Raw genomic sequence first — 22,820 nt, 5'->3', positions numbered from 1 at the left:
TTGGGTAGGGTAATTTTTTAATCTCAGGATGCATGTTATGCGTCACTTGTGTTAAATGCATTCGGTTAGTAGATGAGTGGTCGAATAGAGCACTGAGTGGTCGATATGCTGCTTGAGCGGTTTTTAAAAATGGCGAAAGGTTGATGACAGTCTTGAGTGGCTGATTTGAGTCATCAGTGGTTAAATCTGCAAGCTCAGCGGCAAGCGCCAATAATTAGTGGTAAGCTTATTTTTGAAAACAACTACTTAAGGAAGAACCATGAAAAAGGTAACGGTAGGTCTGGCACTGGCTTTACTTGCAGGATGCACAGCAACGACAGCAGATCTTGCCAAGTCGGGAGATTGGCATCAGATCGGATATCAAGATGGCATAACCGGACACACATCGCGCACGATGAGCGAGCTTCGTGAGTTGGGTAGTGTTAAGCAAAGTGACTACGACCAAGGTTATTTAGAAGGTTTACGTGAGTACTGTAATCCTGCTTTTGCGTATCAAATGGGGTTATCTGGTCAGTATTACGAAGGGGTTTGTGAAGGTACTGAGCAAGCGCAAAAATTCCGCATGGAATGGCAACGTGGTTGGAATGAATACTCAAATTAATAGTCAATAAAGCCGTTGTTACACTGTCTGCATCACATAAATGTGGCAAAATCTTCCTTATTAAACTATGTTCATATTGCTTGATAGTGAGCACAGCAAAAAAAGGAATCACATTATGTCAACGCAAATGGCTGGTGGCTGGAGTCCATTTCATGAACTCACAGCAGAGAATAAAGAAGTATTTGCTAAAGGTATCGAGGGGTTTGTCGGTGTCAAATACTCCCCTTTGGTTGTGGCTACTCAAGTCGTAGCCGGACAAAACTATGCGTTTTTCTGTAATGCAGAAGTTGTCTACCCTGGAGCACAACCATACCCAGCAATGGTTCATATGTTCAGTGACCTTGAAGGTAAAGTCGGTATTACTCACATTGAACGATTGAACTACTAAATTAAGCCATAAAAGGCGCCTGACTTTTAAATAAGTGAGGCGCTTTATTGATTAAGATTGATTAGTTTGCGCGATCACGACTTTTCTTAAATATCCTTGCTTGGCGTTCAGTTGCTCAGTCGCGCTTTCTCTATCCAGCCCGGTTAAAATCATCAAAATCGCTAACTTGGCGTCGTAGTCCGTTTCTTTGAGCGCCGTTTTAGCCTCTTGGTTAGTACAATCTGTTGCTTGCATAACAATACGAGCCGCTCTTGCAACTAGCTTTGCATTCGTCGCTTTCACATCTACCATTAAGTTCTGATAACTTTTGCCCAGGCGAATCATGCTTGCGGTAGTGAGCATGTTTAGTACGAGTTTTTGTGCCGTCCCTGATTTTAAGCGAGTGGATCCCGTTAACGCTTCAGGTCCAACAACGGGGCTAATCGCAATATCAGCAATATCTGCAATCGGAGAGTCAGGGTTACAAGATAGTGCTACAGTGGTGGCACCAAGCTCGTTCGCATACTCTAAGCCACCAATCACGTAAGGTGTTCGTCCACTTGCCGCAATACCAACGACGACATCGCGTTGTGTTAGCGTATTCTCTTTAAGATCTTGCTCGCCTAATGTAGGGTCGTCCTCCGCCCCTTCTTTTGCACGGAACATTGCCTCTTTTCCACCGGCAATAATACCAACGACCATCTCTGGATCTGTGCCAAAAGTTGGTGGGCATTCTGAAGCGTCCAAAACGCCAAGTCGACCACTGGTACCCGCTCCGATGTAAAACAACCGACCTCCGACCTTAAATGCTTCCGTGATCTTATCAACGGCTTCAGCGATCTCAGGCAATACTTTTTCAACGGCAAGAGGAACGAGTTTGTCCTGTTGGTTGATGCGTTGAACAATATCGAGAGAAGGCAGCAAGTCGATGTCCATGGTGTCTGGGTTTCGCCCTTCAGATACCAGATGGGATAAAGCTGCGATAAGTGCATCGTTCGTCATAATGAATTAAGCCTTTTTGTTTAGGATCTATTGCCCTTAATTTTTTGAATAGAGTACACCCAGTGAAGCGAGACGACTTGCCCCCGTAACTTCCGGTAAGTTGCTAGGGAGGCCGTGAATATGGCGCTGCGCAAGCCAAGCAAACGCCATTGCTTCCATGTAGTCGCCATCAACGCCTTTTTCTGCCGTTGTCGCAACGCTCCATTGTGGCAATAACTTAGCTAGTCGCTGCATCAAAAGTGGGTTTCTTGCTCCACCGCCACAGACCAATAGTTGAGGTGTGATGCCATGAGAAAACTTGTCGACTTCGTTGGCAATGGTAATCGCAGAGTATTCGCAGAGTGTACGCTGTACGTCTTCGGTTGGTAAATTGTGATGGGCCAGTTGTTGATGCAGCCAGTCAATATTGAACAGTTCTCGTCCGGTACTTTTAGGGGCTGGCATGGCGAGGTAAGCTTCTTTGAGTAATTGAGTCAACAAAGTAGCGTTTACCGTTCCTTTAAGTGCAAATTGTGCATCTTCGTCGAAGCTTTGCCCAGTATGCAGCGCACACCATGCGTCCATCAACATATTGCCCGGGCCTGTGTCATAGCCAATGACTGGTTGTTCTGGATGCAGTACCGAGATATTGGCAATGCCTCCAATGTTAAGTACCACAGTTGTGGAATCCTGCATCGCAAAAATGCTTTTATGGAAAGCAGGGACGAGTGGGGCACCTTGTCCACCTAGCGCCATGTCTTTACGACGAAAATCCGCTACCGTATCAATGCCTGTCTTGACTGCGATAATGTTTGCATCGCCCAATTGAGTGGTAAACGGCAAGTTTCCGGTAGGCTGATGGAACACTGTTTGACCGTGATTACCAATCGCACGAATTTGCTCTGCGACGTAACCAGACTTATTGAGTAGCTGTAACACAGCATCTGCAAATAGGTGGCCGAGCTGGTGGTCAAGTTCACCTATGGCTTTTAAATTTGTTGCTTGACCGGTACAAACAGATAACAGCATGTCTTTTAGTGCTGCGGGCATTGGGTAGTCGTCGTGCGCAATCAGGCGAACGTGCTCATCGCTTATTTCAACTAGAGCGGTATCAACACCATCCATACTCGTTCCAGACATCACACCAATGTACAGTTCGTTAAATTTCATAGCCGATCTCGTCAATTCTTCATTCACTTATTGTAAAGCAAATCTGAAGCGAATAACCTCATCGAATACGAGATATTCAGCCGATTTTGAGGAGAAAACATGGGACCGTTATGGGTTGACGTTGCGGGGTATGAACTGACCGCTGAAGACAAAGAAATCTTGGAGCATCCTACGGTTGGTGGCTTAATTCTATTTGCTCGCAACTATCATGATAGCGAACAGCTTCAAGCACTTACTCAATCCATCCGAAAGGCGGCTAAGCGCCCGTTTTTGATCGGTGTGGATCAAGAAGGCGGCCGAGTGCAGCGCTTTCGTGAAGGTTTCTCATTAATTCCTGCTGCTGATGAGTACGCTAAACATCAAAATGGTGAAGAGCTTGCTCGTATGGGCGGTTGGTTAATGGCAGCAGAGCTGATTGCCCATGATATTGATTTAAGCTTTGCCCCGGTACTTGACCAAGGCCATCAATGTAAAGCGATCGGTAATCGTGCATTCGGTGAAGATGCCGATACCATTCTTCGCTATAGCACTGCATATATGCAGGGAATGAAGAGTGTTGGCATGGCAACGACAGGCAAGCACTTCCCTGGACATGGTGGCGTGATTGCAGACTCACATCTAGAAACACCATACGACGAGCGCAGTGATATTTTTGAACAAGATATGGCGATCTTCAAAGCGCAAATTGATGCCGGTATTTTAGATGCCATGATGCCTGCTCACGTGATTTTCCCACATTATGATGCTCAACCAGCCAGCGGTTCTGAATACTGGTTAAAACAGGTCCTGCGTCAGCAATTGGGTTTTAAAGGTTTGGTTTTTTCGGATGACTTGACCATGGAAGGCGCTGCGATTATGGGCAGCCCAGCCGAGCGAGGTGCTCAAGCATTGAGAGCTGGTTGCGATATGTTGTTAATGTGTAATAAACGAGAAGCGCACGTTGAGGTATTAGACAACTTACCGGTTTCAACCGTGCCACTCGCGGATGGATTACTGAAAAAACAGTCATTTTCTCCAAGCGAACTTAAGCTATCTCAAGAGTGGAAAGCGGCGAGTGAAGCGATGAAACGCTTGACTAGCTAAACCTCTTGTAAAAGATTCAAAACAGCGATGAGAAGCCAAAGTTAATTATACTTTGGCTTTTTATTTGACTGTAAACATAAGTTTACACTAAATGTTTTTTATTCTGTACGCTTGTTTTTCTTTTTTAGCCTGTTATCTTGTCGTTAAAGCTTAGTTGTCTCACCAAAGGTTTGGTTGGGTGTAAAAATAAATATACAGGTTAGAGTTATGCAGAAAAGTGAGTTGAGCAATATTAATATTATCGAAGAACAGGTTCTTATTACTCCGGAGGAACTAAAAACCAAGCTTCCTTTGAGTGAAAAAGCACGTCGCTTTATTCAAGAGTCTCGTCAAACTATCGCTAATATTATTCACAAGAAGGATCACCGCCTGCTTGTTGTATGCGGTCCATGTTCTATCCACGACGTAGAAGCGGCGAAGGATTACGCAAAGCGACTTAAAGCACTCTCTGAACAACTAAGTGACCAACTGTATATTGTTATGCGTGTTTACTTTGAGAAGCCGCGCACCACGGTCGGCTGGAAAGGCCTGATCAATGACCCACACCTAGACGGCAGTTTCGATATTGAACACGGTCTGCATGTTGGACGCGAACTTCTGGTGGAGTTGGCAGAGATGGAAATCCCGCTCGCGACTGAGGCTCTAGACCCAATTAGCCCACAATACTTGGCGGATACTTTTAGCTGGGCAGCCATCGGTGCTCGTACGACGGAGTCACAAACTCACCGTGAAATGGCAAGCGGCCTGTCTATGCCAATCGGTTTTAAGAATGGCACCGATGGCAGTTTGGCAACCGCAATTAACGCGATGCAAGCTGCGTCCTCTAGCCACCGTTTTATGGGAATTAACCGTGAGGGACAAGTCGCACTGTTAACCACCCAGGGCAATGCTAATGGACATGTGATCTTACGTGGCGGCAAGCAAACTAACTACGATTCGGTATCAGTCACTGAGTGTGAGCAAGAGATGGCGAAATCTGGTCTTGATGCTTCATTAATGGTGGATTGCAGTCACGCCAACTCACGTAAAGATTACCGTCGCCAGCCATTAGTCGCGGAGGATGTGATTCATCAAATCCGTGAAGGCAATAAATCTATTATCGGTCTTATGATTGAAAGCCATATCAATGAAGGAAATCAATCTTCTGACTTAGCTCTTGAAGAGATGAAATACGGTGTATCTATCACTGACGCATGTATCAATTGGGATTCAACTGAGGCACTATTACGTCATGCACATGAAGAGCTAGTGCCTTTCTTAGAAAATCGTCTAAAGGCTAATTAATACAGGATTTAAGGAACATCAATGGCAGTTGAACTTAACGCATTACGCGATCAGATTGATGCAGTCGACAAGCAAATGTTGGAGCTATTGGCTCAGCGTTTAGCGCTCGTAGAGAAAGTTGGGGAAGTAAAAAGCGAACATGGTTTGCCAATTTATGCTCCAGACCGCGAAGCGGCGATGTTAGCTTCTCGTCGCGCTGAAGCTGAAAAAATGGGAATTCCTCCACAGCTTATTGAAGATATTCTGCGTCGAACAATGCGTGAGTCTTATGCCAGCGAGAAAGATTCCGGTTTTAAGTGTTTGAACCCTGATTTACGCTCAGTTGTTATTATTGGTGGTAATGGTCAATTGGGTGGCCTGTTTGGGCGTATGTTTAAATTGTCGGGCTACCAGGTCAAAGTTCTCGGTAGTAAAGACTGGGATCATGCGGATGAGATTCTAGACAACGCGGGTTTAGTCGTGGTCACGGTGCCGATTCATCTAACGGAAGGGGTGATCGAAAAACTGGGGAACTTGCCGCAAGACTGCATTCTGTGTGACCTGACTTCTATCAAGTCGAAGCCTCTGCAAGCAATGTTGAATGTGCACCAAGGTCCTGTAGTTGGTTTACACCCAATGTTTGGCCCAGATGTTCCGAGCCTTGCCAAGCAGGTTATTGTGTACTGTGATGGTCGTGGTCACGAGCATTACCAATGGCTATTGCAACAGTTTGGAATTTGGGGCGCAAGCTTGTGCCAAATCGATGCACAAGAGCACGATCATGGCATGACGTTGATTCAGGCGTTGCGCCACTTCACGTCGTTTGCTTACGGTATGCACCTAAGCAAAGAGAACCCGAACATCGATCAGTTGTTGAAGTTAAGCTCGCCAATCTACCGCCTTGAATTGGCGATGGTGGGACGACTGTTTGGTCAGGATCCGAACTTGTACGGTGATATCATTTTCTCTTCTCAAGAGAATATCGATATGATCAAGCGATTCCATCAGCGTTTAGGTGATGCGGTAGCGATTTTGGATAGCAGAGACAAAGCTCGATTCATCGAAAGCTTTAAGCAGGTGAGTGATTGGTTTGGTACTTATTCTCAACAATTTATGAATGAGAGCCAAAACTTACTCAAACAGGCGAATGATAATATTCATCGCGGCTAATCACGGGTCATTTAGCCGTGCAGAGTCCGAAACAAAAAGAGCAGCGTAAGCTGCTCTTTTTCGTGTTGATGGACAAATCAGTTCGTCGCAGTATTACTCGTATCTTCACTTGATACTGTGTTGATACTGGTATCGCGATAGGGTGAATTGGTTAAATTGACTTGTAGGCGTACAACGTTATCAATCAATTGAACCAAAGGTCCCCATTTCACTTTTTTCTCTTTTTCAAAGACGTCATTGAAGTTTTCTGGCGTCCACTCCATTAAGTATTGAGGGTTGAGTGCTCGTCCGAGGAAGCGTACTTCATAGTGCAAGTGTGGCCCTGTGGAGTTGCCAGAGTTACCGCATTGAGCAATGATGTCGCCTTTACTAACAAACTGACCGCTTTTCACTTTGAAGCGTTGTAGATGAGCAAAGGAGCTCATAAAGCCAAATGAGTGACGAATGGTGACATAGTTACCATAACCACGATTGCTCGGGCGAACGGTTTCCACCACACCGTCAGCCGGTGCCAGGATCTCTTCTCCTCTTTTACAAGTCAGATCGATACCAGTATGAACATGCCTCTTACCTGAAATCGGATTAATACGACTGCCGTAAGAAGAAGAAATACGTTGGTATGTGACTGGACTGTCATTTGGTATCAAACGGAACATCGTCGCGCGAACAGCAGAATCGATAGCGGCTGCGTCAATTCGCTCCTCTAACCCCATGCTGTTCTCATCGATCATCAACTCTTCGTCTGCGAGACCTAAAACCGATTCAACGTCGAATACCCGTTTGCCCAATAGCTGAATTTGATTGTTTTTGTCAGTCAAAGACTGGGAAAGTGAATGATTGGTATCAAGCTGCTCTTCGTAAAGAGCCGTCACTTCGGCCTTTTCACTTTCCAGTTTGGCGATGATTTGTGTTAGTTCGTCTTTATTGTGCATCTGCTGCTGATTAAGGTACCACGCGCCACCAACGACGGCGGGTAATGCCAATACTGAAGCAAATACTGCTAGGACCGAACTGCGGCCCAAATAGAACTGCTGATCGCCGTCTTTCGTCGGGATCTGCATGATGATTTTTTTAGACATAGTTATTGTTACTTAAATAGGCGTTCATTTATTTTTCTCCTAAAAACCTGAGAGGTGCTCTAACTCTCGATTCAGAAGGTCGTTATTGCCTACATTCAATTCTATAAATCGTTTTAGTTGGCTAATGCTTTCGATGTCTATCTTAGCGATCTTCAACCTAATCTCACACTTAGAGACATTCACAATTTGCGCTTTTAACGTAATCACTTGTTCGGATTGATCAAATGAAAAAGTCACATGGACTGGAAGGGTTGGATCCAAAGCCTCAGTCTCTTCCACTTTCATGAGTAAACCATGTAAGGAAAGATCTTGAATCCTAGCTTCAATTGCCAAGTCACGTTGTTCTATCTTAGCTGGAGCTTGATGGAGAATACGTGAAAAGCGTCGTCTCTCTGTCATATGAATATTCTCGTCAGGTCGTCAAACAGAATTGAATAGTATATCAATACGAACAAAAAATGTTCGATTGTTGTTTGAAAAGTGTCGAGGTCGCTACAGAGTGACGTAAGTGCTATGTCATGTTCTTAACGAACGAGACGGGCTAATGAGCTCTTTTTATAACAAAGAAAACAAAGGCCGCTATGATAGCGGCCTTTGTACAAATTACAATCAAACTTTGTGGGTTGCGATTACTTCGCAATACGCTTGTATTTGATACGGTGTGGTTCTGCGGCTTCAGGACCCAATGTTTTCTTCAACCAATCCATGTACTCTGTGTAGTTACCTTCGTAGAAGTTAACTTGGCCTTCGTCACGGTAGTCAATGATGTGGGTTGCGATACGGTCAAGGAACCAACGGTCGTGCGAGATAACCATTGCACAACCAGGGAACTCTAGTAATGCTTCTTCTAGAGCACGCAGTGTTTCAACGTCAAGGTCGTTGGTTGGTTCGTCGAGTAGCAACACGTTACCGCCCGCTTTAAGCAGCTTCGCAAGGTGGACACGGTTACGCTCACCACCCGATAGTTCACCAATAATCTTTTGTTGGTCACTGCCTTTAAAGTTAAAGCGTGAACAGTATGCGCGAGCTGGGATTTCGAAGTTGTTGATCTTAATGATATCAGCACCTTCAGAGATCTCTTGGAATACGGTTTTAGAATCGTCCATGCTGTCACGGAACTGATCGACCGATGCCAGTTTTACTGTATCGCCCATCTCAATTGTGCCCGAGTCTGGTTGTTCAGTACCACTTAACATCTTGAATAGCGTCGATTTACCTGCGCCGTTCGCACCGATGATACCAACAATCGCACCTTTAGGGATGCTGAATGACAGGTCATCAATCAGAACACGACCGTCAAATGACTTGGTCAGGTTCTTCACTTCAATAACCTTATCACCTAGACGCTCACCTGGTGGGATAAACAGTTCATTGGTTTCATTACGTTTTTGGTGATCAGAGCTTTGCAGTTCTTCAAAGCGAGCCATACGTGCTTTTGACTTCGCTTGACGACCTTTAGGGTTTTTACGTACCCACTCAAGCTCTTTCTCGATAGTCTTTTGGCGAGCACTCTCTTGGGAGGCTTCTTGTTGTAGACGAGCGTCTTTTTGCTCCAGCCATGAGGTGTAGTTGCCTTCCCAAGGGATACCTTCACCACGGTCCAGTTCTAAGATCCAGCCCGCAGCGTTATCTAGGAAGTAACGGTCGTGGGTGATGGCCACTACGGTACCTGTGTAATCCACTAAGAAGCGCTCTAGCCAAGCAACTGATTCTGCATCTAGGTGGTTGGTAGGTTCATCAAGCAATAGCATGTCTGGCTTAGAAAGTAGCAAGCGACAAATAGCCACACGGCGGCGTTCACCACCTGATAGGTGCGCAATTTTTTGGTCCCATTCAGGTAAACGTAGTGCGTTTGCTGCACGCTCAAGCGCATTTTCTAGGTTGTGACCATCTTTCGCTTGGATAAGGGCTTCTAGCTCGCCTTGCTCTTTTGCAAGTGCGTCGAAGTCTGCATCTGGTTCAGCGTATGCTGCGTAGACTGCGTCCAAACGTTTCAGAGCGTCAGCAACGTCAGCAACCGCTTCTTCAACAACTTCACGAACGGTTTTTGATTCGTCTAATACTGGTTCCTGAGGTAGGTAACCTACGTTTAGACCAGGTTGTGGACGCGCTTCACCGTCGATATCCGTGTCGATACCTGCCATGATACGTAGCAGTGTGGATTTACCTGCACCGTTCAGACCTAAAACACCGATTTTCGCACCAGGGAAGAAGCTCAGAGAGATGTCTTTAAGAATTTGACGCTTAGGTGGCACAATTTTGCTCACCCGCGACATGGTATATACGTATTCAGCCATTGCCGATCGTTCCTAAATTAACTGTCATTCAAACCCATCATTTTATACCAAGTGCTTTGTTTTTGTTACCGCATTGCAAGAATTTCCCTAACGAATGGATTTCTTATTTTGAGCTGACCGGAAACTTACACGGTTAGGGTATACACTTTTGTTATTCGTTAAGAATGACGAAGTGTTTTCTATGCGAGTTAGAAACGCTTTGTCTCCATCGTCTTAAAAGTTTGACGAGTACAATTTTTAATACACTAAGTTGCTTTACATGGACATCTGCATTCTGTGTAAATAGATGCATGTGTGAAAATTGCCTTAACATCACATGAACTCTAACAAAACTAGGCTTTAGGGCAGTATATGTCTGGGGAAAATGACACAAATGAGATTCAACGTATCTGAATTGGCTAAAAACGTATGCTGCGCCGCCGCGTTGTGTGCTATGAGTTTGAGTGCTAATGCCGCGCTGAGTTTGGAAAAGCAGCGCGAAGTATATGAGCAAGCTCAAGATTTATTAGATAAAAATGACATCGATGGATACCTTTCGATTCGTCCTAAAATTTCTGACTATCCACTAACGCCTTATGTGGATTACCGCACTTTTATTAGACAGTTACCGGAAAAGTCACCACAACAGGTAAACGAGTTTATTTCTGAGCACGAGTCTTTTCCATTTTCTCGTCGAGTTCGCGCTCCATACCTCAATCATCTTTATAAGCAAAAAGATTGGAAAACCATTACTGAGTTTCAAAAAGTCATTCCTAGTGGTGAGCGTTACCAATGTATTTTCTACGTCGCTCAGTTAAAGCAAGGCAAGAAAGTCGCGGCGTTTAAAGGGGCTGAACATATGTGGTTACGTGGCATCAGCATTGCTGATGAGTGTGACCCATTATTTGCAGCATGGGACAAGGCGGGTGAGCGTACCGATGAACTGATTCTACAGCGTATGTTACTGGCGTTTGATGCTCGTAATGGCGGTTTGATGAGTTACTTGCTCAAACTGCCTAAATCAGCGCAGGCAAAGCAACAAGCCAAAGAAATGAAAGCGTTGTTTGATAATCCTGCAAGTGTTGCGGAATTCGCGAAGAAAAAACCTGCGAATGATTTTAATCGAGCGCAAAGTGAATATGCGTTAGAAAAGTTGGCTCGTATGAACACTAGCCAAGCACAAGGTGCGTACGATGCCGTCATTAAAGGACAGAAGTTTTCTCCAGAAAAAGCGCAAGAACTTGCCGACTATATTGCATTTCGATTGACTCGTACGGAGTCTGAGTCATTAGCTAAATGGCGCGATGATAAAACGAAAACCAGTCAGTACTTACCGTTGATTGAAACGCGCATCCGCTTAGCGATTCAAAATGCAGATTGGAAAGGCGTACAAGAGTGGATTGCTGTTCTAAATAAAGAAGAACAAGCCACGCTACGCTGGCAATATTGGCTTGGAAGAAGTGAAATAGCGTTAGGTGATGACATCGCGGGGAAACAGCGTTTAGCAACTCTGCTTGGGCAACGAAACTTCTACAGTGTGGCTGCCGCCAATGCAATCGGACAATCAATCAAATACCCAACGCATACGGTTAAGTTGGATAAGAAAGTTGTTCAACCCTATCAAGACTCGTTAGCTCGTATCGAAGAGTTGATCGCGACGGATAAAATCGCAGCAGCGAAGAGTGAATGGGCACACTTACTGCGCCGCGTAGGAAAAGATGAAAAGGCGATGTTGGCGGCTTATGCATCATTTAAACGTTGGCATCACCTAACGGTGACCGCGAGTATTCAAGCGCAGATGTGGGATAATATCGAACTTAGGTTCCCAATAGCACACCGCTGGTGGTTTAACTTTTATGCGAAAAAGCACAACATTGATCCCGTCACGATGATGTCTCTCGCTCGACAGGAAAGTGCGTTAGATGTTGAAGCCCGCTCTCCAGTTGGCGCTCGTGGTCTTATGCAGATCATGCCTGCGACGGCGAAGTACACGGCACGTAAATATAAGTTGAGTTATCAAGGTACGCAGGATCTCTACAATGTAGGAAAAAATATCGAAATTGGTAGCCATTATTTGCAAGGTTTATTAGAGGATTACGATAATAATCGTATTTTTGCTCTTGCTGCTTATAATGCAGGTCCTAACAGAGTAAAAACGTGGCGAGAGCGTACCCAAGGAAAAGTGGATGCTTATGCCTTTATTGAGGCAATTCCATTTAAAGAGACGCGCGGTTATGTACAAAACATCTTGATGTTTGAAACATACTATCGTGATCTTTTGGGTATCGATGGCGCGTTCTTGAATCAACATGAGATCAATACCAAGTATTGAGTGAGGTAACTTGATGTCGCACGAACCCGAGTACAAAGACTGGCAACAGATTATTGAGCTAATTCGAACAAGTATGGGCACCCAGCAAGATGACATGCTGTTAACTATGCTGATGTCACGTGATGAGAGAGAGTCATTAATATCACGCGTTAATATAATTAACGAACTTCTTAAAGGAGAATTATCTCAACGTCAGATCAGTCAGATGCTTGGTGTGGGCATTGCCACCATTACTCGTGGCTCTAACGAACTAAAGTCGAAATCTGATGAAGAAAAAGACAAGTTGAAAGTCTTGTTAGAACAAGTTGCGGTATCTAAGTAGACAGTATATCCAATTTGCTTTTAGGCCTTGGTGTTACAAGTGACTAAGATAACGTATTACAAAGGGCGGAAATATCCGCCCTTTTGCGTATCTAGAGAATAGGCTGAGTGTTATAAATTTGAAGGAAAGTGCTCAGGGTTTGTGAATGGAATTAAAGCCAGAATCAAGGCTTGGTGATAGACCGAGCTTCGAGTTAGCTGGTTTTGGGTTAGCAGGCTAATAGCGCCACCTTTCTGTTTGATGTTATCAGTACCAAACACTTCGTCCATTACATCTCCCAATTCATTCGCATCCTTGAGTTTTTCCAAGACTTTTGGCGGCAACATTAAGCTTGCAGAACGAGATTCACCGCGGTGAGTCTCTGATTCAACCACCATCCAAGCAAACGTCACGTTTGCTTCAATTCCCGCTTCGAGACCGACATAGTAATCCGCGTTTGGCATCTCTACTTTTGCGTTTTTAACGCGGTTTAGCGCACCACGATGAGTTTCTTCATTCGTCATGGGCTGATCTGCGACCTCACTCGGTACACTGATGCCAACGAAGTTGAATTCTTGATGCGGAAATGCATTACGAAATGCACTTTGAACTGCATTAATTTTGGCTGGGTTTAGCGATGCGATTACGACTTTTTGGGTTGCCATGATCTTTTTACTCACTGGTGTCTATTAACTCAATTTTACTTGCGTAGGCTTTACGTTCTCACTCGGGTAACAGCCTAATACTTTCAAGTGCTTAGTGATTTTTGTCAGCTCTTCAAGTGCCTGTTGCATTTCTGTCGAAGCAAGATGTGATGTCAAGTCTACGTAGAACATCTCTTCCCACGGGTTCCCCATAATTGGGCGTGATTCCAGCTTGGTCATATTGATGCCGTAACGTTGCAGCACTAATAGTGTTTCAACCAATGAACCTGCCTCTTGGGAGGTCGACATGATCAATGTGGTTTTTGCTGGAATCTGAGTAGAAACTTCAACCGGTTTACGAGCAACCACGATAAAGCGAGTATGGTTTTCGGTTTGGTTTGCGATGTTGCCTTGAATTACTTGCAAGCCGTATAGCTTACCGCTTGATGCATTACCAATTGCAGCCACATCATCACGATCCATCTCTTGGACTTTCTGCATTGCATCTGCTGTGCTCGCGCAGGACTCCAGCTTTACCCCTTTCATACGGCTTAAAAACTCACTGCACTGTTGGTGTGGCTGAGGGTGAGAATACAGCGTTTTAATATCTTCCAGACGAATGTCTTTTTTCGCAACCAAGCAGTGTTCGATTGGTTGAGTTAGCTCTCCAACGATGTAAAGCGTCGTGTGTTGTAGTAAGTCATACACTTCATTAATAGAGCCTGAGCTGGTGTTTTCGATTGGCAGAACGCCATAATCAGCATGGCCAGATTCAACCGTTTGAGTCACTTCTTTAAAGTGCTCGCAGTTGAGCTCGATAAGCTCTGTATTTTTACGACTGAAGTATTCGCGACTTGCCAAGTGCGAATAAGAGCCTTTGGCTCCTAAAAAAGCGACGCGAGCAAGTGGCTTACGGCTTTGCTGTGGGTTAACGAGATTTTGCAGATAACTTTGTTGAAGCAGAACTGAGTCTTCAATGATGGTATGGAAAAGCTTGGTGATGTACTGCGCGTCAAGTTCGTATTTATCTTGGCCATTAGAAATCAGCTTGACCAATAATTGCTGTTCACGGACGGCGTCGCGAACAGGCTTTGAGGTTTGTACTTTGCTTTTGGCTACTTCAATGCTGAGTTTACGGCGCTCAGACAATAAGCTGAGAAGTTGGTCATCCAACTCATTCAAGCGTAAACGAATTTCTTCGAGGGAAATAGGTTGGTCAGTCATCAATTCTTTCCTTATAAAAAAGCCTCCCGATTTGGGAGGCTTTCTGTTTGTTTTTGACTTTTCTTTCACAAACGAGTTCGCCCCTCCAACTATGGGAGGAAAAAGAAGTCAAAAATAAACAGTGAGGTTAAATGCATAAATAGTGCTTAATTTATGAGTGTTTAAACACAATAAGCAAGGCTGGGGAGAGCGTCAAGCAAAAAAATAGCGCCTTTCGGCGCTATTTCCTCAATCTGTTCAGTTTACTCTTCTTCTTCCACTAGCTCAGGCTTACTTGCACGTCGAGCTTCAGGTTTGTGGGTCAGCTTGTTCAATTGTCGTTCTAGTTTTTGCTCCACTTCGTTGATAGCTGCGTAAAGATCTTCGTGAGTTGCTGAGGCAATGAGCTGGCCTTTAGGAACTTTGATAACCGCTTCGAATTTCTTCTGTTTGTTTGGTTCCTCACTGAAAGTTGCTTGGCAACCAATTAGGTCTACTTGCCATTTCTCCAGTTTTTTAAATTTGCTCTCAATATGAGCTCGGATTGCAGAGGTGATTTCGATGTTTTTGCCAGTGATATTCATTGTCATAAGTGTTTTTCCTCTGTTGCATCCCTCATGGGTTGAGTTCAGATTACCGCTTTAAGCATAAAAAAATGTGATTCAGATCATTATTTTGCTCGGGTTTTTTATGATGAAAAATGAATGTGATCTCACTCAAGAACTTCTGAGATTTATCGTGAAATTGCTTGTTATCGGTTAGTAAATCCGTAGATTGGATAGAGTACTCAGCTGAAAACGGCCTCGTTTTTAGGGAAGTTTTACGGCCTAATATTTGAGGTGGTTAAAATTTAACTACACGTAAGGTGTGATGACGATCACTGAGTCTTTCCAATGAATCCATTTAAAAAGCCGCTTACTGTACAAGCGGCTTTTTACTGTCTGGAATTTGGCTGACTTTTCGTAGCGGTATCATGAAAATGGGGTCTTTTGGGGCTAGTGAAACCCTTTCTAGACTTTTGACTTGGTCCAAACTTTCTAGTTGTTTGTATATTATGTAGTAGCGATTAATGCTTGTGACGTACCCAACCGTTGAGCTTAAACTTTTCCGCATAACGACTTCCACGTTATTAAACCAAACATTAGGATCGTAACCTTGTTGGGCTGCACGCTTACGAATACGCTCTACATTGCCGGGGCCCGCATTGTAAGCCGCCAATGTAAAGTAGAGTTTATTTTGTGCAGTAATATCAGGATCACTGAAGTACTGCTTACGCAAAAAAGCTAAGTATTTCACTCCAGCATGAATGTTGTTTTCTAATTGTCGAACATTTTTGATATTGATATTCGGATCTTGAGCGGTGCTGGGTAGGACTTGCATTATGCCAACGGCACCTCGGCTTCCAACTAGGTCGTTATTAAATCCTGATTCCTTGTAAGCGATTGCAGCGATCAGTAAATAGTCGATATCGTATTTCTCACCATAGCGTGAAAATAGCGCCGCGAGTTTTTCTAGTTGAGCAATTTTCTTAGGGTTAAGAGCTCTGTTCAACCATCCCGTGTTATCGATGTATTTACCGTAAATAACGTTACCGAGTACTGTCCCAGAGCGAGACTTCTGGATGAACTTATTCACGACGGCTTTTAATTTGGGACTATTTTCTCGCATTGCCCAAGCAATTTTTCCATTTTTGCGGATAGGGATTTTTTTGTGCACCCGAATATCATCCATCACTTTCAGCCAAAGCTTGGCTTTATGGCTATCGAGAACAATGGCTTTGACGTAACCATTGTTGAGCATTCCGACCAGCTCATAATCTTGAAGTGTTTCTTCAATAAAGTGCACGATAACAGGCGGTAAGCCTTTTTTGTTTAGTTTCTTATTTAGTGTCTGAATGCTTTCAAAGTAGCTAGAGCTAGCACGCACCCAAATCTCTTTGCCGCTCAATTGCTCGATTTTCGTCATCGCTGGTGTGCTTTTGTTTGTCACTACCCACTCTTGAATGTCAGTGAGGATGGGTGAACTGAACTCCACTTTCTGTTTGCGCGTGTCGGTAATAGTCAGGTTGGCGACAACTAAGTCACCTGAACCGTTTTCTAAGGCTGGCAGTAGCTGGTCGCGGGCAACAGGAATAATTTGTACGTTAAGCTTTGGTTTGAGTTTACGAAGGTCTTTTTCGAAATGCGCCAGCAATTCCGCGCCTATGCCTTTTGGTGTGCCGCCCTCAATGTAGTAAAAGCCTAAATCAGCAGAAACTAAGACGCGCAGTACATTCTTCTCCTTGATGACATCGAGGTCCCCAGTATAAGGAGGCTGTTTGAGCGGCGAGATTTGCAGTGCGCAAACGGAAGCAGACAATAGGAGCAGCATAACTGCGCAAAGCTTAGATATCGTCACGTTCACATCCTTTTTATAAAGGGGGGAGGAGAACTTTAAGCATATGTGGAGCTAGGAAGATCATCAAGAAAGGGCTGAATACACTATTGAGAGTAATAAAAAACCGCCACGGTAAAAACGGTGGCGGTTCAGTTTAAAGCAAGTTCAATTACTTCACAGGGTTGAGCTCTATAAGCTTTTCAGTTCTTGCTACGGCGTCTTCCAAACCAAGTTGCTTGTAGGCCTCTAGCTGGATAGTCAGTGACTTACGTGCAGCTTCTGTGTCTGGATACGCTTTTTGTAGCTCTTGGCTGCGATTAATAGCAGCGACCCAAGCTTCACGGCGAAGGTAGAAGTCAGCAGTCGCTAAATCATAGTTCGCTAGACGGTTTTTCAGCGCAACCATACGTTTTTGTGAATCTTCTGCATATGGGCTATTCGGGTAGCGTTGAAGTAGTTTTTTGAAGTCATCAAACGCTTTTTTTACCGGTTCAGGATCGCGATCGCTTCGATCTACGCTGAATAAATCATGCATAAAGTTACGATCTTGCGCCATGTGGCTTAGACCTCGCATGTACAGCACCCAATCCATCTTTTCATGGGTTGGGTTTAAACGCATAAAGCGAGAAATGGTTGCCAAGCCCAAAGCAAGGTCGTCGTTTTTGTAGTACGCATAGATTAGGTCAAGCTGCACCTGTTCTGAGTAGGCACCGAATGGGTAACGTGAGTCTAATGCTTCCAGTTTCTCAATTGCAGAAAGCCAATTACCACTTTGAAGAGAAATCTGTGCGTCTGCATACAGTTCCGAAGGCGGCACATCAGGAACGATTTCTTCTTTGCTTGCACATCCAAACAGAAGGGATACCGCTAAAAGGCCTGTTAAAGTCTGACGTTTCATATCAGGAGTCTGTTCCTTGAATCTAAATATTTCTTAAGCTGCCGTTACTTTCTTTCCAGTAACAGATACAATGACGTAATAGTCTATTTTTTCACAGTCGTGAGCATTAGTCTCACAGTTTTTAAAAAAGTTCGATATGGCTCAGCAGATTGTATTAACAAATACCGTAAAAGATAGCCAGTTAGGTCAACGTTTAGACCAAGCTATCGCCGAATTATTCGCGGACTTCTCTCGCTCGCGCCTAAAAGAGTGGCTGCTTGATGGGAAAGTTCAAGTTGATGGTGAAGTTGTCACTAAACCTCGTACCAAAGTAATGGGTGGCGAGGAAATTACATTGCAAGCCGAGTTAGAAGATGAAGAACGCTGGGAAGCGCAAGATATCCCGCTAGATATCGTCTATGAAGATGAAGATATTATCGTTATCAACAAACCTCGTGACTTTGTGGTTCATCCGGGCGCTGGTACGCCTGATGGCACTGTACTTAATGCGTTGTTGCATCATTACCCTGATATTGCAGAAGTACCTCGTGCAGGTATCGTGCACCGTTTGGATAAAGACACCACGGGTTTGATGGTGGTGGCGAAAACCGTTCCTGCACAAACTCGTCTGGTTCGCGCACTGCAAAAACGTAATATTACTCGTGAGTACGAAGCGATCGCTATTGGTCGTATGACTGCGGGCGGCAAAGTGGATCAACCGATTGGTCGTCACTCTACTAAGCGCACGCTTATGGCGGTAGCACCAATGGGCAAACCAGCAGTAACGCACTACCGTGTTGCTGAACGCTTCCGCGAACACACGCGTATTCGCTTGCGTCTAGAAACGGGTCGTACGCACCAGATTCGTGTGCACATGTCTTACCTTCAGCATCCGTTGCTCGGTGATATTGCATATGGTGGACGTGCTCGCATCCCGACAGGTGCGTCTGAAGAGCTAACGGCAATGATCCGGGGCTTCGATCGCCAAGCATTGCACGCAGTAATGCTGCGCTTTGAGCACCCAATTACGGGCGAAGTTCTTGAGTTTCATGCTCCAGTGCCTGATGACATGGTTGTGATGACTGAAGCGCTTCGTCAAGATACAGAAGAGCACGGCTTACCGGAAGAATTCTAATATGAAGACGATCATTCCGAATTGGCCAGCGCCTAAAAATGTCAAAGCTTTCGCCTCAACACGCATAGGCGGATTTTCGACAGGCCCTTACCAAGGGCTAAATTTAGGTACTCACGTTGGGGATGATTTGTCTTTAGTAGAGAAGAACCGAGCTTGGTTGGCGCAACAGGCAAGCATGCCAAATGCGCCAATCTGGTTAAACCAAACGCATTCAACCGTTGTGGCTCAAGCAAATGAACCAACAACACAGGTGCTTGATGCGGATGGTGTATTTACTTCTTCAAGCCATGTTGTTTGTTCAGCGATGACCGCCGACTGTTTACCTGTATTATTGACTAATACACAAGGTACGCAAGTAGCCGCTGTTCACGCAGGTTGGCGCGGCTTAGCAAATGGCATTGTCGAAAATGCGTTAGCGTTGTTTTCTGGTGAAGTGATAGCGTGGCTTGGCCCCGCCATTGGCCCTCAAGCCTTCGAAGTGGGTGAAGATGTTCTGCAAGCTTTTGTTGATTTTGATTCACAGGCGAATCAAGCATTTGCTCCACGCGATATCGACGGTAAATGGTTTGCTGACATGTCGGTGCTGGCAACGCAACGTCTAAACCGGGCTGGTGTGACACAAGTGTTTGATTCTGGACTTTGTACTTACCAAGATAAAGCCTCTTTTTACTCTTATCGCCGTGATGGTAAGACTGGTCGACAAGCAACCTTTATTTGGATCGAAGACTAGCTATAAGCACCAAAGTGCTAAGATGCATACTACTATTTTTGCAAAGCTATCTTTATTCATTCACTCCCTTGAAATTCCCCACCCGAGTATCCATCTTTCTAACTGTCAAAAGAATTTCCTTTAGTTGAGGTTAGGAAGGTAGATATGCGTCTTGATCGATTCACAAGTAAGTTTCAAATCGCTATCTCTGATGCTCAATCACTAGCGTTAGGGCGCGATCATCAATATATCGAGCCAGTTCACCTCATGGTGGCTTTGCTTGATCAAAATGGCAGTCCAATTCGTCCATTGCTTACTATGCTGGATGTGGACGTAACGCATTTACGCTCTAAATTGAGTGAAATGTTAGATCGATTACCAAAAGTCAGTGGCATCGGTGGGGATGTTCAGCTCTCTAGCTCGATGGGCACATTGTTTAACCTGTGTGACAAAGTGGCGCAAAAGCGTCAAGACTCCTATATCTCGTCTGAAGTCTTCCTGCTTGCCGCTTTAGAAGATCGCGGACCATTGGGGCAATTGCTCAAAGAGATCGGCTTAACAGAGCAAAAAGTCAGCCAGGCAATCGAAAAGATCAGAGGTGGTCAAAAGGTCAATGATCCGAATGCAGAAGAGCTTCGTCAAGCATTGGAAAAGTTCACCATAGACCTTACCGAACGTGCAGAGCAAGGTAAATTGGATCCGGTTATCGGCCGTGATGATGAAATCCGTCGTACTATCCAGGTATTGCAGCGTCGTACTAAAAACAACCCTGTGATTATCGGTGAACCAGGCGTAGGTAAGACAGCAATTGTTGAAGGCTTAGCGCAGCGCATAGTTAACAATGAAGTACCTGAAGGTCTGCGTGGTCGCCGTGTGCTATCACTGGATATGGGCGCACTGGTTGCTGGCGCGAAATACCGTGGGGAATTTGAAGAGCGTTTAAAATCAGTATTGAATGAACTTGCTAAAGAAGAAGGCAACGTCATCCTCTTCATTGATGAACTACACACTATGGTCGGTGCTGGTAAAGGTGAAGGCTCAATGGATGCGGGCAACATGCTAAAACCGGCATTAGCTCGTGGTGAGCTGCACTGTGTTGGCGCAACAACATTGGATGAATATCGTCAGTACATCGAAAAAGATGCAGCATTAGAACGTCGTTTCCAAAAAGTGCTGGTGGATGAGCCGACCGTTGAGGATACCGTGGCGATTTTACGTGGCTTGAAGGAACGTTATGAGCTTCATCATCACGTCGAAATTACCGACCCAGCGATTGTTGCTGCGGCGAGTTTGTCACATCGCTATGTCTCCGACCGTCAGTTGCCGGATAAAGCGATCGACTTAATCGACGAAGCGGCTTCAAGCATTCGTTTACAAATTGACTCTAAGCCGGAGTCCTTGGATAAGCTTGAGCGTAAAATCATCCAACTCAAAATTGAGCAGCAAGCACTAAGTAACGAGCACGATGAAGCGAGTGAAAAGCGTTTGAAAGCGCTTAATGAAGAACTCAATGAAAAAGAACGTGAGTACGCTGAACTAGAAGAGGTTTGGAATACAGAAAAAGCAGCTCTTTCTGGTACTCAACATATTAAGTCTGAGCTTGAACAAGCTCGTATGGACATGGAGTTTGCTCGCCGAGCTGGCGATCTAAACCGTATGTCGGAGCTTCAATATGGTCGTATTCCTGAACTTGAGAAGCAGTTAGATCTTGCAACCCAAGCTGAAATGCAGGAAATGACGCTATTGCGTAATAAAGTAACCGACAACGAGATTGCAGAAGTACTTTCTAAGCAAACCGGCATTCCGGTATCCAAGATGCTAGAAGCGGAAAAAGAGAAACTACTTCGTATGGAAGACGTGCTGCATAATCGTGTGGTAGGGCAAAGCGAAGCGGTCTCTGTTGTATCGAATGCCATTCGTCGTAGTCGAGCTGGGCTTTCTGATCCAAACCGACCAATTGGCTCCTTCTTATTCTTAGGTCCAACTGGTGTGGGTAAAACAGAGCTTTGTAAGACACTTGCGAGCTTTATGTTCGACAGTGAAGATGCGATGGTCCGTATCGATATGTCTGAGTTCATGGAGAAACACTCAGTGGCAAGATTGGTGGGTGCGCCTCCAGGCTATGTCGGATATGAAGAGGGTGGTTACTTAACGGAAGCGGTTCGTCGCAAGCCGTATTCGGTAATTTTGTTAGACGAAGTAGAGAAAGCGCATCCGGATGTATTTAACATTCTGCTGCAAGTTCTCGATGATGGGCGTTTAACGGATGGTCAAGGTCGTACTGTTGACTTCCGTAATACGGTTGTGATCATGACATCTAACTTGGGTTCATCTCGTATCCAAGAGAATTTCGCAACATTAGACTATCAAGGTATCAAGAGTGAAGTGATGGATGTGGTTAGCAAACACTTCCGCCCAGAGTTCTTGAACCGTGTTGACGAAATCGTGGTGTTCCATCCACTTGGTCAAGAGCACATTAAGTCCATTGCTTCTATTCAATTGGAACGTTTGGCGAAACGACTAGAGGAGAAAGGCTATCAACTAGAAGTTTCCGACAAAGCACTCGACTTGATCGCTCAAGTTGGTTTCGATCCTGTGTATGGTGCGCGTCCTTTAAAACGTGCAATTCAGCAGAATGTCGAGAACCCGTTAGCCAAATCAATTCTTTCTGGTGAAATCGTTCCAGACAAGACAGTGCAGCTAATTGTTACTAATGACCAAATTTGTGCTCATCAATAATTGTATGGATACAGTAAAATTGAGATAAAAATCACACTAAAGGGGCCGTTTGGCCCCTTTTCTATAGTTTTTTAGAGTCTTTTGTCTGTTTTCTATACGAATAAACTAAAAAGGTGAGTTTTTTTAAAAAATGCACTTGTGTTCTTTAATGAACTCCCTATAATGCGCCTCCGTTGTCATGGGAAAGCAAGTGAAGCGGAACCTAAACAACTACGGTTAGTGAGTTAAAATTAACTCGCAGATAAATAACTTAAAAAAGTGTTTGACACGATAAGTTATCTAGCTAAAATAGCCGTCCACTTTGAAGAGAACTTCGAAGTCTGCTCTTTAAAAATATAGACCTATCAATCTGTGTGGGCACTCGTTGATGATAATCCAATTAGAAGCTTAGGCTTCAAATTAGGTTTCAATGATACGAAGTGACCATTGAATCGAAAGATTCAGCACAGTCAATTCAAACATTACTTTATGTAATGTTCAGTATTCATTGAGCCGACAAAATCTTAAATTGAAG

Annotated in this window: 20 protein-coding genes and 1 other annotated feature; of the genes, 10 read left to right on the top strand and 10 right to left on the bottom strand. The window is 44.5% G+C overall.

Translation table 11 applies throughout. The features are described from left to right. Positions 1 to 259 precede the first annotated feature (259 nt). Both R7P72_RS20465 and R7P72_RS20460 read left to right on the top strand, forming a co-directional pair. Entirely contained in the window at positions 260 to 601 is a 342-nt protein-coding gene (locus R7P72_RS20465; protein WP_005381912.1) for a DUF2799 domain-containing protein, read from the top strand. 115 nt (positions 602 to 716) lie between these two features. Continuing rightward, on the top strand, positions 717 to 989 hold the full coding sequence (locus tag R7P72_RS20460; RefSeq protein WP_005381911.1) for a hypothetical protein: 273 nt from the start codon (positions 717 to 719) through the stop codon (positions 987 to 989). Between the two features lie 51 nt (positions 990 to 1,040). Here R7P72_RS20460 and murQ read toward each other — a convergent pair whose 3' ends face one another. Next, positions 1,041 to 1,970: an N-acetylmuramic acid 6-phosphate etherase gene (murQ, locus tag R7P72_RS20455; RefSeq protein WP_005381910.1), complete on the bottom strand. Its 930-nt coding sequence runs from the start codon at positions 1,968 to 1,970 to the stop codon at positions 1,041 to 1,043. Positions 1,971 to 2,006: 36 nt separating this feature from the next. Then, on the bottom strand, positions 2,007 to 3,119 hold the full coding sequence (locus R7P72_RS20450; RefSeq protein WP_005381909.1) for an anhydro-N-acetylmuramic acid kinase: 1,113 nt from the start codon (positions 3,117 to 3,119) through the stop codon (positions 2,007 to 2,009). Positions 3,120 to 3,218: 99 nt separating this feature from the next. On the opposite strand from R7P72_RS20450, the gene nagZ reads away from it, so the two are divergent. From nagZ to tyrA, 3 genes are all read left to right on the top strand, one after another. Beyond that, positions 3,219 to 4,202 (top strand): beta-N-acetylhexosaminidase, encoded by a 984-nt coding sequence (gene nagZ / locus R7P72_RS20445; protein WP_005381905.1) that lies wholly within the window; start codon positions 3,219 to 3,221, stop codon positions 4,200 to 4,202. A 207-nt stretch (positions 4,203 to 4,409) separates the two neighbouring features. Next, complete coding sequence (locus R7P72_RS20440) at positions 4,410 to 5,486, top strand: 3-deoxy-7-phosphoheptulonate synthase (protein WP_005381904.1); 1,077 nt, start codon at positions 4,410 to 4,412, stop codon at positions 5,484 to 5,486. A gap of 21 nt (positions 5,487 to 5,507) precedes the next feature. Next, positions 5,508 to 6,635 carry a bifunctional chorismate mutase/prephenate dehydrogenase gene (gene tyrA / locus R7P72_RS20435; RefSeq protein ID WP_005381901.1) on the top strand — a complete coding sequence of 376 codons (1,128 nt, stop codon included), beginning with the start codon at positions 5,508 to 5,510 and terminating at the stop codon, positions 6,633 to 6,635. A 77-nt stretch (positions 6,636 to 6,712) separates the two neighbouring features. Here the strand turns inward: tyrA and R7P72_RS20430 are convergent, their stop codons facing one another. From R7P72_RS20430 to ettA, 3 genes are all read right to left on the bottom strand, one after another. Further along, positions 6,713 to 7,714, bottom strand: a complete 1,002-nt coding sequence (locus tag R7P72_RS20430; protein ID WP_005381900.1) for a M23 family metallopeptidase — start codon at positions 7,712 to 7,714, stop codon at positions 6,713 to 6,715. Between the two features lie 39 nt (positions 7,715 to 7,753). Next, positions 7,754 to 8,113 carry a PilZ domain-containing protein gene (locus tag R7P72_RS20425; protein WP_005381897.1) on the bottom strand — a complete coding sequence of 120 codons (360 nt, stop codon included), beginning with the start codon at positions 8,111 to 8,113 and terminating at the stop codon, positions 7,754 to 7,756. A 230-nt stretch (positions 8,114 to 8,343) separates the two neighbouring features. Continuing rightward, positions 8,344 to 10,011 (bottom strand): energy-dependent translational throttle protein EttA, encoded by a 1,668-nt coding sequence (gene ettA, locus R7P72_RS20420; RefSeq protein WP_005381894.1) that lies wholly within the window; start codon positions 10,009 to 10,011, stop codon positions 8,344 to 8,346. Positions 10,012 to 10,375: 364 nt separating this feature from the next. Here ettA and sltY point away from each other — a divergent pair, with 364 nt between their 5' ends. Together sltY and trpR are read left to right on the top strand one after the other, a co-directional pair. Beyond that, entirely contained in the window at positions 10,376 to 12,322 is a 1,947-nt protein-coding gene (gene sltY, locus R7P72_RS20415) for a murein transglycosylase (protein WP_031779075.1), read from the top strand. A 13-nt stretch (positions 12,323 to 12,335) separates the two neighbouring features. Next, positions 12,336 to 12,644 carry a trp operon repressor gene (gene trpR, locus R7P72_RS20410; protein WP_005381892.1) on the top strand — a complete coding sequence of 103 codons (309 nt, stop codon included), beginning with the start codon at positions 12,336 to 12,338 and terminating at the stop codon, positions 12,642 to 12,644. A gap of 110 nt (positions 12,645 to 12,754) precedes the next feature. Here trpR and yjjX read toward each other — a convergent pair whose 3' ends face one another. From yjjX to bamD, 5 genes are all read right to left on the bottom strand, one after another. Continuing rightward, a complete protein-coding gene (gene yjjX, locus R7P72_RS20405; RefSeq protein ID WP_005381891.1) occupies positions 12,755 to 13,288 on the bottom strand; it encodes an inosine/xanthosine triphosphatase in 534 nt (177 codons plus the stop codon). 24 nt (positions 13,289 to 13,312) lie between these two features. Next, entirely contained in the window at positions 13,313 to 14,491 is a 1,179-nt protein-coding gene (gene pheA / locus R7P72_RS20400) for a prephenate dehydratase (RefSeq protein WP_005381890.1), read from the bottom strand. 12 nt (positions 14,492 to 14,503) lie between these two features. Next, positions 14,504 to 14,625, bottom strand: a sequence feature (Phe leader region). A 108-nt stretch (positions 14,626 to 14,733) separates the two neighbouring features. Then, positions 14,734 to 15,060, bottom strand: coding sequence for a ribosome hibernation-promoting factor, HPF/YfiA family (gene hpf / locus R7P72_RS20395; protein ID WP_005381889.1), 327 nt, complete (start codon positions 15,058 to 15,060; stop codon positions 14,734 to 14,736). A 325-nt stretch (positions 15,061 to 15,385) separates the two neighbouring features. After that, a complete protein-coding gene (locus R7P72_RS20390; protein ID WP_309474595.1) occupies positions 15,386 to 16,867 on the bottom strand; it encodes a lytic transglycosylase F in 1,482 nt (493 codons plus the stop codon). A 148-nt stretch (positions 16,868 to 17,015) separates the two neighbouring features. Then, on the bottom strand, positions 17,016 to 17,744 hold the full coding sequence (gene bamD / locus R7P72_RS20385; protein WP_005381876.1) for an outer membrane protein assembly factor BamD: 729 nt from the start codon (positions 17,742 to 17,744) through the stop codon (positions 17,016 to 17,018). A gap of 136 nt (positions 17,745 to 17,880) precedes the next feature. On the opposite strand from bamD, the gene rluD reads away from it, so the two are divergent. The 3 genes from rluD to clpB all read left to right on the top strand — a co-directional run bounded on the left by rluD (position 17,881) and on the right by clpB (position 22,306). Beyond that, the gene (rluD, locus tag R7P72_RS20380; RefSeq protein ID WP_005381875.1) at positions 17,881 to 18,858 is read left to right on the top strand and encodes a 23S rRNA pseudouridine(1911/1915/1917) synthase RluD; all 978 of its coding nucleotides are present in this window, start codon (positions 17,881 to 17,883) and stop codon (positions 18,856 to 18,858) included. Position 18,859: 1 nt separating this feature from the next. Further along, positions 18,860 to 19,588, top strand: coding sequence for a peptidoglycan editing factor PgeF (gene pgeF, locus R7P72_RS20375; RefSeq protein WP_005381874.1), 729 nt, complete (start codon positions 18,860 to 18,862; stop codon positions 19,586 to 19,588). Between the two features lie 144 nt (positions 19,589 to 19,732). Continuing rightward, positions 19,733 to 22,306 (top strand): ATP-dependent chaperone ClpB, encoded by a 2,574-nt coding sequence (gene clpB / locus R7P72_RS20370; protein ID WP_005381873.1) that lies wholly within the window; start codon positions 19,733 to 19,735, stop codon positions 22,304 to 22,306. Positions 22,307 to 22,820 lie beyond the last annotated feature (514 nt).

It is taken from the genome of Vibrio sp. Vb0888 (assembly GCF_033338835.1).
In the GTDB taxonomy this organism is placed as follows: domain Bacteria; phylum Pseudomonadota; class Gammaproteobacteria; order Enterobacterales; family Vibrionaceae; genus Vibrio; species Vibrio alginolyticus.
Note: the sequence above shows the minus strand (reverse complement) of the source record. Positions and strands in the feature narration are given on the sequence as shown.